The sequence below is a fragment of the Amycolatopsis sp. NPDC021455 genome, from assembly GCF_040640995.1.
Classification (GTDB): Bacteria; Actinomycetota; Actinomycetes; order Mycobacteriales; family Pseudonocardiaceae; genus Amycolatopsis.
Genome location: NZ_JBFACT010000015.1, coordinates 105,081 through 119,257 on the forward strand (window position 1 = coordinate 105,081; position 14,177 = coordinate 119,257).

A 14,177-nucleotide genomic window follows, 5' to 3' on the forward strand; every position below is an offset into this window, starting at 1 on the left:
CGCGTTGCGATAATCGCAATATCCGAGTCGGAAATGTTGTGGTCAAGGCGATTTGCGATGGCGACTTGACTGATGAGTCAGCCGGTCGGCGAGCACTACCGCGAACCGCCGCAACTCGCCAGTCCGGCACCACCGACGCTCGGATGTGCGTATGCTCGTGCGGCCGGCGTTTCGTGGTGAATCAAGCGGATTTCGCGGGCACTGGTCGGCGCTTGGCGCGACAAAGGCGGGCAACGATGGATCATCGGGGTCAGAGCTCAGGACACGGAGAGGCTGCCGGGCTGCTGGAGTATTCGGAAGGCTCGGCCACCGGCGTGCGGGTGCTACGCACCGGCGAGATCCTGCACGTGGACGGCGGCCAGAGTGCCGGCCGCTGAGCGCCCACGCCGATACCGGGAGGCCGCATCCTCCGCGGTCGCCGACCTCAATGCGGGAGCGTGCGCGTTCGTCATGGGCACCGGAATCGTGTCCACCGCCCTGAACCTCAACGGCGCCCGCACCGCCTCCGTCGCGCTGCTGGTGGTGGCCCTGGCCGGGTTCGCGGTGTTGTTGCCTGCCTATGGTTGGCGACTGTTGCGCCGGCGACAGCGATTCATCGCCGACTTCGTCGGGCCGCGCGCGTTCGCGTTCCTCACCGTCGCGATCGCCTCCAACGTGCTGGCCGCCCGTCTGGTAGCGGACGGCCAGACCGCGGCGGCCTGGCCGTTCCTGGCCTTGGGCACGCTCGGGTGGCTGCTGCTGGGCTACGGGATTCCCCTCGGCCTGATCGCCAATGCGAAGCGGGAGCCGTCGATCGACCAGGCGAACGGCACCTGGTTCCTCTGGGCGGTGGGATCGGAGTCGGTGGCCGTCGCGGCCGGTGCTCTGAGCCGGCAGACCACGGGCCACCTGTTGCCGGTGCTGGCCTGGGGGTGCTGGGGCATCGGACTGATGCAGTACCTGCTGACCGCCGGGATCGTCCTGGCCAGGCTGCTGGCACGGCCGGTGGCGCCGGAGAAGCTCATGACCTCGGTCTGGATCTTCATGGGCGCGGCGGCGATCACCGTGCTCGCCGGCGCGAGGCTGCTCGAACTGCCACCGGACAAGCTGGCGCTGTCGCGTTCGGTCGTCGCCGGCTGGTCCGTTGTCCTGTGGTCGTTTGCCAGCTGGCTGATTCCGCTGCTGCTGGCTCTGGGGGTATGGCGGCATGTGCTGCGCCGTATCCCGTTGCGTTACGACTTCAGCTGGTGGAACCTGGTCTTCCCGGTCGGTATGTATGGGGTCGCGACCCACGAGTTGGGACGGACCACCGCGGCATCGTGGCTGACCACGCTGGGCGGCTGGGAAATCTGGGTCGGTGCCGCGGTGTGGCTGGTGGTGATGGCCGCCATGGTGGCCGGCGCGCTTCGGTCATACCTCACGAACAGGCGTGGCGGCGCTTCGAATCGCCGGTGAGGGCGCCGCGCGGCGCCGGCCGCGATACGGATTAGATCAGGTCCCTATGTGCCGAGGATCGCCGAAACAGTACGCAGCAAGATCTCCTTGCCCCGCTGGAACGAGGCCAGCTGCTGGGACTTCGCCGCCATCTCCCGCTTCTGGTACCCGATCTCCACCGCGTTCTCGACAGCGGCGAGGTCGGTTTCCCGGCCGCACCGGGCTTCGGTGGCGGCGACCGCCTTCTCCTCTGGTGTGATCCCGTCCGAGGCTCGCCATCGTGGGTCGCTCTCGGCGTCCTGTGGCGTCCGGTACGCGAACCCGGCGCGCTTCATGCAGGCGCTCCACTCGGCGAGCTTGGCGACGACCCGGCTGTCGCGCTCGATCGCGGGTTGCAGGCCGATCGCCAGCGTGCTCGGGTAGTTTTCGGTCCACCCGGGCTCGATGCCCTCGTGGAGTTTCCGGTCCGCCTCGCCGATGCAGCCCTGGGCCGGGACCGGCTTGCCCCCGATCGTGTTCGGGCCTTCGCCGGTCAACGCGGTCCGCACCTCCGGGCTCGGCGCGGGGCGGGCCTGTTCGGCGGTCTTCGCCCGGTCCTCGCGGGCGGCCTTCCGCTGCCGCTCTTCCGGAGTCGGCTGGAAGCCGAACTCCCGGGCGCGGGCTTCGTCGAGGAACACGTAGACGTCCGGCCGGTGCAGATTCGTGTCCGGCCGCTCGGGATCGGGGGTCCGGTCCGGGGCCGGGGGTTGCCAGTCCAGGCCGAGCCGCCGGACGCACCGCGCCTGCAGGACGTTCTTGGCCTCGAAGATCCGGTCGAACTGGCCGGGCGTGAGGATGTAGGCCATCAGGGGCTGGTCGAGCATCGTCGCCGGGGCCACCGGCACGACGCTGATCGCGGGCGCCGTGCTCTCGGGGGCGCCGGTTCCGCAGCCGGCCGTGGTCACGAGCGCGAGCGCGCCGCAGGCGAGCCAGGCGGCCCGGCGGGACGTCGGGTGAGGCATCGTTCCCCATTCCGTGGTCGTTCCGGGACCTGGGCGGTTGTCACCCGGAACTTCCGGGTGACAACCGCCCAGGGGATCAGTTGACGAAGTGCGACCGCGTGTTGTTGCAGAGGTACCAGGGCAGCACGCCCCAGTCGGTGTCGGGATTCGAATTGCACGTCCGGACGCCGAACCCGTAGGTCTGCGAGTAGCCGCCCGGCCGGCGGCACCCGCTCGCGGCCGGCGAGTAGTAGAAGGTGACCGTGTGGTTCAGCTTGTTGACCATCAGGGAACCGTTGTTGTTGCCGATCGCGGTTCCCGAGCCCGCGCCGGAACCCAGGTACGGGTCCAGCTTGAGATCACAGGCTTCGTTGTTCCCGTCGGCGAAATAGCTGATCGCGCCGTACCGGCCCCCGTCGGGCCGGTCCCAGTTGCGGCTCCAGCCGTAGCAGACGGCTTCGTCCGGGCAGCCCGCGCCGTCCGTGGCCTGCGCCGTCCCGGCCGTCACGACCGCACCCCCGGTCGCGGTGAGCAGCAGGAGGAGCCCGGTGAACAGTCTTCGCACGGTGGTCGTCCCCTTTCTCGTGATCGCGTCGTCACCAGCAGGGGAACCGTGTCACGGCGGCCGTGCAAGAACCTTGTGCTTTCCTTGTCCCGCCCGGTGTTCAGGCGTGCACCGGCCCGCCGAGGCTCAGCGAACGCTGGATGTCCCTGGCCTCCGCGAGACAGCCGCGCGCGATGTGGAGGTCGCGGGCCTGCAGCCACGTTTCGCGGGCCTGGGTGTCCTGGCCGAGCGAGGAATGGACGTTGCCGAGCCCGGCCAGCGTGGTCGCCACGCCGTAGGCGTCCCCGAGCTCGCGTCGTAGCACCAGCGACCGGTGGTAGTAGTCGAGTGCTTCCCGGTGCCGGCCGCTGCGGTGGGCGATGCTCCCCAGGCTGTCGAGCGCGTGTGCCTGGCCGTCGGGGTAGGCGTGCCGCTCGTCGAGCGCCAGCGCGCGGGCGCAGTGGGCGCGCGCTTCGGCGTAGTGGCCGACGCACCCCTCGTACCAGCCGAGCGTGTTCAGCGCCTCGGCCAGCCAGATCGGGTTTCCGAGGACTTCGAACAGCGCCACCGCGCGGCCGGCGCTGGCGATGGCCCGGGCGTTTTCGCCCTGCCAGCCCCAGATCAGGGACACCGTGTGCTGCGAGTAGGCGAGGTCGACCGGGTCACCGGTCTCTTCGGCCAGCGCACAGGCTTGGCGGAGGTGGCCGAGGCCCTGCCCGTATTCCCCGGCCCTGGCGTAGGCGTGTCCCAGCCAGCGGTGGGCCCTGGCCCGCAGCGCGGGGTCGCCGAGCCGCTCGGTGGCGGCGAGGCCGTGGCGCCAGACCACGATGTTGTCGTAGTGGTTGCCGGTCCAGCGCTGGAACGGGGTGAGGACCCAGGCCAGCTGCCAGACGATCCGATCCCAGCCGCGGCGCACCGCGAGGTCCTGTGTGGCCAGGAGGCAGTCGGATTCGGCCTCGAACCAGGCCACCGCGGTGGCCGGATCGGGCGCGGCCCCGACCGTGCAGCCGCCGGCCGGGGCACCGAGGGCGACGGCGGGGCGATGCGGGTTGAGCAGGCTCTGCCCGGCCGCCGCCGTGTACAGGTAGCAGTCCACGACCCGGCGCTCGGCGGTGGTGCGTACCGGTCCGGGTACGTCGTGCCGGGCCCGTTCCGCCGAAACCACCTTGATCAGGTCGTGCATCCGGTAGCGGTCTTCGGCCGGCTGCAGCACGAGGTTCGCTTCCCGCAGTTCCCGCAGCTGCGCGCGGGCACGCGGGCCCGGCAGAGCCGCCAGGGAAGCCGCGGCGGCCAGCGAGACGCCCGGACCGGGCGCCAGGCTCAGCAAGGCGAACAACGTCGCCACGTCCGGCGGCAGCGTCACGCACGAGGACGAAATGACCGAGCGCAGGTTGGCCGCCAGAACGTCGTCGGCCGGGGCGTCGTGGTCGGCCGAAGTCGCCTCCCGGAGCTCGGACACGACGACGTCGAGCGGCAGGTCGGCCTGCGCGGTCGCCCGCGCGGCGACGATGCCGAGGGTCAGCGGCACGCCCCGGCAGTGCCCGAGCAGCTCGGCCACCGCGCGCGGTTCCGCGGTCAGGCGGCCGGGCCCGAGCCGGTGGGCGAGCAGTTCCCGGCATTCGCCGTCCGACAGCACGTCGAGGTTCAGCACCTGCGCCCCGTGCGAGCCCGCCAGATCGGTGAAGCGGCGCCTGCTCGTGATCAGGACCGCGCAGGATCCGGTGCCGGGCAGCAGCGGCCGGACCTGGGCCGCGTCCCGGGCGTCGTCCAGCACCACGAGCATCCGCTTGCCCGCCAGGAGGCTCCGGTACAGCGCGGCTTGGGTGTCCACGTCGTCGGGGATCGCTTCCGGGGCCACGCCGAGCGCGGTGAGGAACGCCCGGAGCGCGGTGGCGGGCTGGAGGGGCTGCCGCGGGGTATCGAAGCCGCGCAGGCAGATCTGCAGCTGCCCGTCGGGGAACGACTCGACGCTCTGGTGGGCCCAGCGCAGCGCGAGCCAGGTCTTGCCGATCCCGCCGGGGCCGCTGATCACCGAGATCGCCATCGGTGCCGCCGGATCGCCGTCGCCGGTCAGCGCGCCGGTGAGGTGCGCGAGCTCCGGCACCCGCCCGACGAACCCGCGGGGCCGCGCGGCGAGCTGGTGCGGGACCGGGACGCGTCCGCGTGGCGGCCGGTCGGCGGCGGGTTCCAGCTCGGCGTTGAGGATGCGCTGGTGCAACCGGCCGAGCGAGGGACTGGGATCCGCGCCCAGCTCGCGGCGCAGCCGGATGCGCAGCTGTTCGTACCGATCGAGGGCTTCCGCCTGCCGCCCGCAGCGGTACAACGCCGTCATCAGCTGGCCGGCCACGCGCTCGTCGTCGGGGTGTTCGGCCGACCGGGCGGCCAGCTCGGGCACGAGCTCGGCGTGCTGCCCGCGGGCCAGGCGGAGTTCGGTGTACTCCAGCTCGGCCGCGCGGCGTTCCTGGTCGAGGCGGAAGCGTTCCCCCTGGGCCCAGGGGGTGTCCACGTCGGTCAGCGCTTCACCGCGCCACAGCTCCAGGGCGCGCCTGAGCACGGCGAGCCGGTCCTCTCCGCCGGCCCCGGACGCCTGCCGGGCCAGGGACCGGAACCGGTGCACGTCCGCGGTGTTTTCGTCGGCGATCAGCACGTATCCCGGTGATCTCCGGTCGATCACGACGTCCGTGGCCGGGGAAAGCGCGCCCCGCAGCCGGGAGAGGTAGCTGTGCAGCGTGGCTCGCGCACGGGACGGCGGCCGGTCGCCCCACACCCGTTCGACGAGCAGCTCCGCCGGGACGACCCGGTTCAGGTCCATGACGAGTGCCGCCAGCACGGCCCGCTGCCGGGCCGGCCCCACGTCGATGCCCGTGCCGTCGGCCAGGACCCGGAACTCGCCCAGGACCCCGAATTCGATCATGCCGCGCCCCTCCCCCCGGAATCCTTGGTACCAGGTCGGAGCGGGCGAATGCGGGCGGCCGCGGGAATCGCACACGTTCGGTGCAACGTCCGGCGTGCGGGGGTGGTCTCCGGTCGGAGACCACCCCCGCACGCGGTCAGTCGCCCGCGTAGGCGATCGCGCAGGCGTACGGGTAGACGTAATAGGGCACACCGGCTTTGGCCAGAAGGTCGAAGCAGAACTGGAGATCGCCCCAGTAGGCGCCTTGACAGGCGGTGCTCGCGGTTTCGGTGCCCGGGTAGTGGCTTCTCGCGATCAAGTAGGCCATGCACCGGGCGACCGCCGGGGCCTCCGTTCGCGGAGCCGCCGCCGAGGCCGTCCCGGCCAGGCCCGTGCTCAGCGCCGCCGCCGCGGCGAGGCCCAGCACGGCCATCTTCGTCTTCCTCATGATCGGTCCTTCCGGTCGGGGGATGATCACGACCATGGCGGACCGGGATTGCGTGAACCTTGCGGAAAGCGTGAACCCCGTCCTCGACGGACACGATCGGAACCGCCTGCCGGCTGCTCGCGTTACTGCGCGAACACTTCGGGATAGGCTCGCCCGCATGTGGCCTGGGGTGTCGGTGTCCGGAACCGGTGGCGTTGTCGCGGCGGCCGATATCGCCGCGTTCGCGCGGAAGCACGGGACGCCGCTGCCGGGCGCGTTGGCCGAGCTCTACGTGCGAGCGGGGGTCGGCACGTTCGGTGGTTTCCTGCACTTCGAAGCGCCGGACGGCATGTGCACGCACCGGGAGCTCATCGAGGACCTGATCGACGAGGACGACGAGGAGGATCTGGCACCGACCGCCGACGTGATCGTGTTCGCCCGCAGTGACAACAGGGACATGTGTGGCTGGCACGCCGCCGACCTTGCCGCCGGCGCGGACCGTGTCGTACTGCTCGACGGCTTCGACGAGGAACCGCTCGCCGGCTCGACTCGTGAATTCCTCGACAGCTTGCCCGACACCGACTACTTCGGCTTCGGTGTCCTCGCCCCGACCTACCGGCGCCATGACTGGCTCCAGCCGGGCGAGCGCTCCGCCGACCAGTGCACGCCACCGGTCTGAGGGACCGGCAAGAACCGCGTGAAGGTGTCCGCGCACGCTTGGCTGACGGCTCCGTTTCCGGGCCGCACGGCGACCGGTACGCACCGAACCTGACCAGCTCAAACGCCCGAGGTGTGCCGAGGGGTGCCGTACAGCACCCCTCGGCACACCTCTCGAGCTGACGCGCCGGCGTCAGCTGGACCGGTTGGCCCACCAGGTCTGGCCGGCTTCGGGGAGGGTGGTGATCGGGTCGTAGTACGGGTACCGCCGCTGCAGGGCTTCGGGGTCGTCCAGCTCGATGCCGGTCCGGTAGTTCTTCGTCCAGTACGAAATCCCCAGCTCCCGGTCGTACTCAGCCAGCTGGTGCACCCACCGCTTCCCGACATAGGGCACATCGCAGACGATCCGCGGCGTGGCATACCCCGGCAGGTACCCCATGATCGCGTGCTGCAGTTCCTGCGCCTCCCACACTGCCACGCGCCAGTGCTCCGCGTTGGGGATCATGTCGCACATGTAGAAGTAGTACGGCAGGATGTTCGCTTCCCCTTGCAGGGCAAAGCAAAGGTCCAGCAGCGCCGCCGGGGTCGCGTTGACTCCGCGCATCAGCACGCCCTGGTTGCGGACGTCGCGGACTCCGACGTTCAGCGCCGTCTGGGCCGCCTCGGCCACCAGGGGCGTCACCGACTGGGCGTGGTTGACGTGGGTGTGGATCGCCAGGTTGACGCCGCGGCGCTGGGCCGTCACGGCGACGCGCTCGAGGCCTTCGACGACCTTCGGCTGGATCCAGTGCTGGGGGAGCGCCGCCAGGGCCTTCGTCGCCAGGCGGATGTCGCGGACCGTGTCGATGTCCATCAGGCGCATCAGGAACGACTCCAGCTGGGGCCACGGCACGTTGGCGACGTCGCCGCCCGAGACGACCACGTCGCGGACGCCCGGGGTCTTCTTCAGGTACGCGATCATCGCGTCCTGGCGGTCGACCGGTTTGAGCGTCAGCTTGTGCTTCTCGATCTGCTCGGTCGAGTTGCCGACCAGGTCCATGCGGGTGCAGTGGCCGCAGTACTGCGGGCACGTCGAGATCATCTCGGCCAGCACCTTGGTCGGGTAGCGGTGGGTCAGGCCCTCCACGACCCACATCTCCGCCTCGTGCAGCGAGTCGCGCTCCGAGTGCGGGTGGCTGGCCCAGACCGGGTCGCGGTCGCTGCGCACCGGGAGCATGTAGCGGCGGATCGGGTCGGCGTAGAACGCCTCGGTCACCTTGGCCGGGTCGGTGCCGGCCGTGGGCGCCATCGTGTTGAGCATCTGCGGCGGGAGCAGCATCGACATCGTCGCCATCTCGCGCTGGTCGGCGAGCAGGTCGTCGTAGAAGCGTTCCTCGAGCAGGTCGCCCATGAGGGCGCGCAGCTGCTTGACGTTGCGGACGCAGTGCACCCGCTGCCACTGCGCGTCCCGCCACTCGGCCTCGGTCACGTCGTGCCAGCCGGGGAAGCGGCGCCAGTCGGGTTCCACCAGCTCGGCGCGGGCGTACTCGTAGGGCTGGTCGAAGGCGGCGGCAGGCGTCACAGGTTCCTGGATCGCAGTCACTTGTACTCCTAGTCGTCGGGAACGCGTTAAAATATCCTGTCATAACGTTCTCACGGAGTAAATCTTCCTGCCTGCTGGGGCGCCGTCCCCCACGTGGACGAAGGGGGCAGACTCAGGGGCGTGACGGACGAACACACGACGCTCCTGCTCGGCGGGCGCATCTACACCCCGACCGGCCCGGACGCCACGGCCATGGCGGTCACCGGCGGCACCGTGGTCTGGATCGGCCAGGACGCCCCGGCCCGCGCCCTCCACCCCGGCGCCGAAGAAATCGACCTCCAGGGCGCGTTCGTCGCCCCCGCGTTCGTCGACGCGCACGTCCACGCCACCGCGACCGGCCTGCACCTGACCGGCCTCGACCTCACCGGCGTCCGCAGCGGCGCCGAGCTGCTGAGCCGCGTGCGCGCCGCCGTCGCCGGCGGCCAGGTCCTGCTCGCCCACGGCTGGGACGAGAGCACCTGGACCGACCCGCGCCTGCCCAGCCGCGCCGAGCTCGACGCCGCCGCCGGCGGCTCACCCGTCTACCTCAGCCGCGTCGACGTCCACTCCGCGCTGGTGTCGACCGCCCTGGTCGAGCTGGCCCCGGCGGCCCGCGGCGCCGACGGCTGGTCGCCGGACGGCCCGCTGACCCGCGCCGCCCACCACGCCGTCCGCGCGGCCGTGCGCACCGCGATCACCCCGCGGCAGCGGGAACGCGCCCAGCGGGCGTTCCTCGCCGAAGCCGCCCGCCAGGGCATCGTCAGCGTCCACGAGTGCGCCGGGCCCGACATCTCCGGCCGCGACGACCTGGCCGCCCTCCTCGCCCTCGCCGGCCCGGACACCCCCGAGGTCGTCGGCTACTGGGGCGAACTCGGCGCGATCGGCACCGCCCGGGAGCTCGGCGCCCGCGGCCTGGCCGGCGACCTGTTCGCCGACGGCGCCCTCGGCTCCCACACCGCCGCGCTGAGCGAGCCCTACGCCGACCACCCCGGCGAGGGAACGCTCTACCTCGACGCGCACCGCATCGCCGAGCACCTCATCGCGTGCACCGAAGCCGGGCTGCAGGCCGGGTTCCACGTCATCGGCGACGCCGCGGCCGCCGAAGTGATCGAGGGCTTCCGCCTCGCCGAGAAGGACGTCGGCCAGCGCGCGCTGGCCGCCCGTCACCACCGGCTGGAGCACCTGGAGATGGTCACCGCCGAGCAGGCGAAGCTCCTGGCCGGCTGGGGCGTGGTCGCCTCGGTCCAGCCGCTGTTCGACGCCCTCTGGGGCGGCCCGGAAGGCATGTACGCCGAACGACTCGGCACCGGCCGCGCGGCCGGGCTCAACCCCTTCTCGGCGCTGGCCGCCGAAGGCGTGCTGCTCGCCTTCGGCTCCGACGCGCCGGTGACGCCGCTCGACCCGTGGGCGAGCGTCCGCGCCGCGGCCTACCACCGGACGCCGGGCGCGGGCCTGTCGCCACGGGCGGCGTTCACCGCCCACACCCGGGCCGGGCACCGGGCCGCGGGTGTCAACGACGGCGTCACCGGGAGCCTGGTCCCCGGCGCGCCGGCGCACTACGCGATCTGGGACGCGACCGACCTCGTCGTGGCCACCCCGGACAGCCGCGTGCAGCGCTGGTCGACCGACCCGCGGGCCGGGGTGCCGCCGCTGCCGCGGCTCGAGCCGGACGCGGCCCTGCCGCGGTGCCTGCGGACCGTGCGGGCCGGCAAGGTCGTCTACGACGACTTCACCCCGGGCACCTAGAGTTGTCAGCCGTGGCAGTCACCGTCGCGGACCCCGAACCGGGCGCCCCGCAGCTCCCCGCGCGCACCAGGCGCTTCCCCCGTGCCTGGCTGCTGCGCCTGGCCGTGGCACTGGCGTCCGGGTTCGCGTACTACCTGAGCTTCGCGCCGCGCCCGCTGTGGTGGCTCGCGCCCCTGGCGTTCGCGGGGTTCGCCCTCGTGCTCCGCGGACGGCGCTTCCGCGGCGGGTTCGGCTACGGCTTCGCGTTCGGCTTCGTGTTCTTCCTGCCGCTGCTGACGTGGCTGCTGGACTTCCTGGGCCCCGACTTCGGCCCGTGGCCGTGGCTGGGCCTGTCGTTCGCGCTGGCGCTGTACTACGGCCTGGCGGGCGGCCTCATCACGCTCGTGTGGCGCCTGCCCGCCGGGCCGCTGTGGGCGGCGCTGGTGTTCATCGCGCTGGAGACGCCGCGCGCGTGGTTCCCCTTCGGCGGCTTCCCCTGGGGCCGGGTCGCGTTCAGCCAGCCCGAGGGCGCGTTCCTGCCGCTCGCCTCGATCGGTGGCGCCCCGCTGGTCGGCCTCGCCGTCGTCCTCACCGGGTTCTGCCTGGCCGCGTTCGCCGGCCGCCTCTGGGACGCGCGCAGGTTCACCCGGCCCACTGTCCTCGCCGCCGTCGGCACGCTCGTGCCGGTCGTGGCCGGCCTGGCGCTGTGGCCGACGATCGGGACCGGCGCGCAGGACGGCGAACTCACCGTCGCGACCGTGCAGGGCAACGCCCCCGACATCGGGCTCGCCCTGCAGGGCGAGCGTGCCCTGCTGCGCCGCAACACCATCGCCGAGAGCCAGCGGCTGCTGGACGCCGTCCACGCCGGGAAGGTCGCGAAGCCCGACCTGCTGGTCTGGCCGGAGAGCGCCACGACCGTGAACGGCCCGGACCCGCAGGTCGACCAGCTCGTCGCGAGCTTCGGCGTGCCCGCGCTGATCGGGGCCCTCTACGAGCTGCCGGACGGGCACATCCAGAACTCCGTGATCGCCTGGGACCCGCGCACCGGGCCGGGGCAGCGCTACGCGAAGCAACAGTTGGTGCCCTTCGGCGAGTACGTGCCCGCCCGCAAGGTCGCCGAGCTGGTCACGCCGTTCCTCGACCAGGAGACGGTCGACATGCTCCCCGGCGACGGCTCGAACTCCGCGCTGGCCGTCGCGGGCACGAAGGTCGGCGTGTTCGTCTGCTACGAGACGGCGTTCGACTACCCGGCCCGCGACGCCGCCCGTGCGGGCGCCGAGCTGCTGGTCGTCCCGACCAACAACGCCTGGTACGGGCCGGGCGAGATGAGCCGGCAGCAGCTGGCGATGTCGCGGCTGCGCGCGGTCGAGCACGGCCGGGCCGTCGTCGTCTCCGCGGTGTCCGGGGTGAGCGCGATCGTCGCGCCCGACGGGTCCGTGACCAGCTCAACCGGCCTTTTCACGGCGGAGTCCCTGGTCGGGCGCGTCCCGTTGCGGACGCAGACTACGCTGTCGGATCAACTAGGTGCGTGGACGGAGTACGGGCTGCTGGCACTGGCGATCGCCGGGGTGGCCGGCGGGCTCGTACTCCGTTTTCGCACCCGGCGCGGCAGCGCCGGCACGGCAGCAGGGGAAGCGGCGGACTGAGACGCCGCGGATTCGGAGGAAGACGGATGTCGCAGGCGCCGCGGGGGGCCCGGGAAATCGAGCCGGTCCTGGTGGTGATCCCGACCTACAACGAGCGGGAGAACCTCGGCCCGATCCTGGACCGCCTGCACAAGGCACTCCCGGACGTGCACGTGCTGGTGGTGGACGACGGCAGCCCGGACGGCACCGGTGAGCTCGCCGACGAGCGGGCCGCCGCGAACGAGCGCGTCCACGTGCTGCACCGGACCGAGAAGGCCGGCCTGGGCGCCGCCTACATCGCCGGGTTCCGCTGGGGCCTGGCGCGGGAGTACAACACGATCGTCGAGATGGACGCCGACGGCTCGCACGCGCCCGAGGACCTGCCCCGCCTGCTGGACGCGGTCGGCGACGCCGACCTGGCGATCGGGTCGCGCTACGTGCCCGGCGGCAGCGTGGTGAACTGGCCGGTGAAGCGCCAGGTCCTCTCCCGCGGCGCGAACCTCTACTCGCAGCTCGCGCTGGGCATGCGGACCCGGGACATCACGGCGGGCTTCCGCGCCTACCGCCGTCCGGTGCTGGAGAAGCTCGCCCTGGACGAGGTCAACTCCCACGGCTACTGCTTCCAGATCGACCTGACCATCCGCACCGCCGACGCCGGGTTCGAGATCGTCGAGGTGCCGATCACCTTCACCGAGCGCGAGATCGGCGAGTCGAAGATGAACGGCTCGATCATCCGCGAGGCGTTCCTGCGGGTGGCGAAGTGGGGCGCCGAGCGCCGCTGGAACCAGCTCCGGGGTCTTTTCGGCTCCCGCTGACTATGGTGCTGATCGGGCATCATGGGGCCGATGAGCACCATCGTCGCCTTCCACGCCCACGCTGACGACCCCGTGCTGCTCAGCGGCGGCACCCTGGCGCGCGCCACGGCCGACGGGCACCGGGTGGTGGTCGTCGTGGCCACCGACGGCATGGACGCCGAGTGCCCGACACCGCGGTGGGCCGAGCTGCGCGCCGCGGCCGCCATCCTCGGGGTGCACCGCGTCGTGCACCTGGGGTACGCCGAGAGCGGGCACGGGCCCGTGCTCTACGCCGACCCGCCGGGGCGGCAGCGGTTCGTCCGGGCGGACACCGAGGAGGCCGCGCACCGGCTGGCGGCCGTGCTGCACGAGGAACGCGCCGACCTGCTGCTCGGTTACGACTCCAACGGCGGCTACGGCCATCCCGACCACGTGAAGGTGCACGAGGTGGCCCGCCGGGCGGCGCGGCTGACCGGGACGCGGCTGCTGGAGGCCACGATGCCCCGCGACGTCGTCGTGCGGCTCACCCGGATCGTCCGGGCGTTGCGGATCCCGTTCCGGTACGACACCGACGCCCTGGGCCGCGGCTACAGCCCGGCCTCGGCCATCACCCACCGCTTCGACGTCCGGCGCTTCGCCGCGCGCAAGCAGGCGGCGCTCGCCGCGCACGTGTCGGACGTGCGCGGCACCGGACGGCTGGCGCCCGTCCTGCGGGTGCTGGTGTGGCTGCCGGCGCCGGTGTTCGCGCTGGTGGCCGGCCGCGAGTGGTACGTCGACGTCACGCGGCAGTAACCGCGACACCCATCGCTGCAAGTTTCTGCACGTTCTGGTCGTCCTCGCCGGCGTCGGTGATGACGCCCGCGATGTCGGCGAAGGGCAGGACGGTGAACCGTGACGCCGCGCCGAGCTTCTCGGCGCTCGCCAGGACGTAGGTGTCCGCCGCGCGGCGGGCCAGGGTCCGTTTCATCGCGGCTTCGTCGGCGTCGCCGGTGGTCAGCCCGGCTTCGGGGTGGACTCCGGTGACACCGAGCAGGAAGACGTCGGCGCTGATCGCCTGAGCGGCTTCGGCGGCGGCCGCGCCGCAGGTGACCGCGGAGTGCCGGAACAGCCGGCCGCCGAGCAGGAAGACCTCGATGCCGTGGTGGTCCAGCAGCGCGGCGGCCACGGTCGGGCTGTGGGTCACGACGGTCGCCGCCAGGTCACGGGGCAGGGCCCGGGTGACGGCCAGCGTGGTGGTGCCGCCGTCGAGGATGACCGTGGAGCCGGGCCGGACCAGGCCGGCGGCGGCCGCGGCGACCCGGTCCTTGCCGTCGACGGCGATGGACCCGCGGCGGGCGTAGTCGGCGACGGCGGGGGAGGCGGGCAGCGCCCCGCCGTAGACGCGCTGGCAGAGCCCGGCCGCCGCCAGGTCGCGCAGGTCCCGGCGGATGCTGTCCTCGGAGACCCCCAACTCGGCTGCGACGTCCTTCGCCAGCACCTTGCCGTCGGCCGCGAGCCGGGCGAGCAGGAGTTCGCGGCGTTCCCCGACCAGCATGCACGGTCCTCCTTGTTTCTTCCG

13 protein-coding genes are annotated in these 14,177 nt (G+C 72.3%); 7 read left to right on the forward strand and 6 right to left on the reverse strand.

The window, feature by feature from the left end:
* Positions 1-236 precede the first annotated feature (236 nt).
* Together AB0G28_RS20005 and AB0G28_RS20010 are read left to right on the forward strand one after the other, a co-directional pair.
* Positions 237-377 carry a hypothetical protein gene (locus AB0G28_RS20005; protein ID WP_361090575.1) on the forward strand — a complete coding sequence of 47 codons (141 nt, stop codon included), beginning with the start codon at positions 237-239 and terminating at the stop codon, positions 375-377.
* Positions 364-1,434: a tellurite resistance/C4-dicarboxylate transporter family protein gene (locus AB0G28_RS20010; protein WP_361090578.1), complete on the forward strand. Its 1,071-nt coding sequence runs from the start codon at positions 364-366 to the stop codon at positions 1,432-1,434. Before AB0G28_RS20005 ends, AB0G28_RS20010 begins: the two co-directional genes overlap by 14 nt.
* Before the next feature lie 44 nt (positions 1,435-1,478).
* Here AB0G28_RS20010 and AB0G28_RS20015 read toward each other — a convergent pair whose 3' ends face one another.
* The 4 genes from AB0G28_RS20015 to AB0G28_RS20030 form a co-directional block, all read right to left on the reverse strand.
* Positions 1,479-2,414, reverse strand: coding sequence for a hypothetical protein (locus tag AB0G28_RS20015; protein ID WP_361090581.1), 936 nt, complete (start codon positions 2,412-2,414; stop codon positions 1,479-1,481).
* Positions 2,415-2,490: 76 nt separating this feature from the next.
* The gene (locus tag AB0G28_RS20020; protein ID WP_361090584.1) at positions 2,491-2,958 is read right to left on the reverse strand and encodes a hypothetical protein; all 468 of its coding nucleotides are present in this window, start codon (positions 2,956-2,958) and stop codon (positions 2,491-2,493) included.
* A 100-nt stretch (positions 2,959-3,058) separates the two neighbouring features.
* Positions 3,059-5,851: a BTAD domain-containing putative transcriptional regulator gene (locus AB0G28_RS20025; protein WP_361090587.1), complete on the reverse strand. Its 2,793-nt coding sequence runs from the start codon at positions 5,849-5,851 to the stop codon at positions 3,059-3,061.
* A 136-nt stretch (positions 5,852-5,987) separates the two neighbouring features.
* Positions 5,988-6,278, reverse strand: coding sequence for a hypothetical protein (locus AB0G28_RS20030; RefSeq protein WP_361090590.1), 291 nt, complete (start codon positions 6,276-6,278; stop codon positions 5,988-5,990).
* A 22-nt stretch (positions 6,279-6,300) separates the two neighbouring features.
* Between AB0G28_RS20030 and AB0G28_RS20035 the strand changes: the two genes are divergently transcribed.
* Positions 6,301-6,936 (forward strand): hypothetical protein, encoded by a 636-nt coding sequence (locus AB0G28_RS20035; protein ID WP_361090593.1) that lies wholly within the window; start codon positions 6,301-6,303, stop codon positions 6,934-6,936.
* 171 nt (positions 6,937-7,107) lie between these two features.
* On the opposite strand, the gene AB0G28_RS20040 is transcribed toward AB0G28_RS20035, so the two are convergent.
* Complete coding sequence (locus AB0G28_RS20040) at positions 7,108-8,496, reverse strand: lysine 2,3-aminomutase (RefSeq protein WP_361090596.1); 1,389 nt, start codon at positions 8,494-8,496, stop codon at positions 7,108-7,110.
* A gap of 120 nt (positions 8,497-8,616) precedes the next feature.
* Between AB0G28_RS20040 and AB0G28_RS20045 the strand changes: the two genes are divergently transcribed.
* From AB0G28_RS20045 to AB0G28_RS20060, 4 genes are read left to right on the forward strand one after another with little or no spacing between them, the layout of a single operon-like run.
* Positions 8,617-10,221, forward strand: coding sequence for an amidohydrolase (locus AB0G28_RS20045; RefSeq protein ID WP_361090599.1), 1,605 nt, complete (start codon positions 8,617-8,619; stop codon positions 10,219-10,221).
* Positions 10,222-10,232: 11 nt separating this feature from the next.
* Entirely contained in the window at positions 10,233-11,846 is a 1,614-nt protein-coding gene (gene lnt, locus AB0G28_RS20050; protein ID WP_361090602.1) for an apolipoprotein N-acyltransferase, read from the forward strand.
* Between the two features lie 26 nt (positions 11,847-11,872).
* On the forward strand, positions 11,873-12,640 hold the full coding sequence (locus AB0G28_RS20055) for a polyprenol monophosphomannose synthase (RefSeq protein WP_361090605.1): 768 nt from the start codon (positions 11,873-11,875) through the stop codon (positions 12,638-12,640).
* A gap of 30 nt (positions 12,641-12,670) precedes the next feature.
* The gene (locus AB0G28_RS20060) at positions 12,671-13,411 is read left to right on the forward strand and encodes a PIG-L family deacetylase (protein WP_361090608.1); all 741 of its coding nucleotides are present in this window, start codon (positions 12,671-12,673) and stop codon (positions 13,409-13,411) included.
* On the opposite strand, the gene AB0G28_RS20065 is transcribed toward AB0G28_RS20060, so the two are convergent.
* The gene (locus tag AB0G28_RS20065) at positions 13,398-14,153 is read right to left on the reverse strand and encodes a DeoR/GlpR family DNA-binding transcription regulator (protein ID WP_361090611.1); all 756 of its coding nucleotides are present in this window, start codon (positions 14,151-14,153) and stop codon (positions 13,398-13,400) included. The genes AB0G28_RS20060 and AB0G28_RS20065 overlap by 14 nt on opposite strands.
* Positions 14,154-14,177: the final 24 nt, after the last annotated feature.

Excerpts from the sequence above, each read along its gene's own strand:
- AB0G28_RS20005 (WP_361090575.1), top strand. The coding sequence starts at position 237 with ATGGATCATCGGGGTCAGAGCTCAGGACACGGAGAGGCTGCCGGGCTG.
- AB0G28_RS20015 (WP_361090581.1), bottom strand. The coding sequence starts at position 2,414 with ATGCCTCACCCGACGTCCCGCCGGGCCGCCTGGCTCGCCTGCGGCGCG.
- AB0G28_RS20025 (WP_361090587.1), bottom strand. The coding sequence starts at position 5,851 with ATGATCGAATTCGGGGTCCTGGGCGAGTTCCGGGTCCTGGCCGACGGC.
- AB0G28_RS20030 (WP_361090590.1), bottom strand. The coding sequence starts at position 6,278 with ATGAGGAAGACGAAGATGGCCGTGCTGGGCCTCGCCGCGGCGGCGGCG.
- AB0G28_RS20035 (WP_361090593.1), top strand. The coding sequence starts at position 6,301 with ATGATCACGACCATGGCGGACCGGGATTGCGTGAACCTTGCGGAAAGC.
- AB0G28_RS20055 (WP_361090605.1), top strand. The coding sequence starts at position 11,873 with ATGTCGCAGGCGCCGCGGGGGGCCCGGGAAATCGAGCCGGTCCTGGTG.
- AB0G28_RS20060 (WP_361090608.1), top strand. The coding sequence starts at position 12,671 with ATGAGCACCATCGTCGCCTTCCACGCCCACGCTGACGACCCCGTGCTG.
- AB0G28_RS20065 (WP_361090611.1), bottom strand. The coding sequence starts at position 14,153 with ATGCTGGTCGGGGAACGCCGCGAACTCCTGCTCGCCCGGCTCGCGGCC.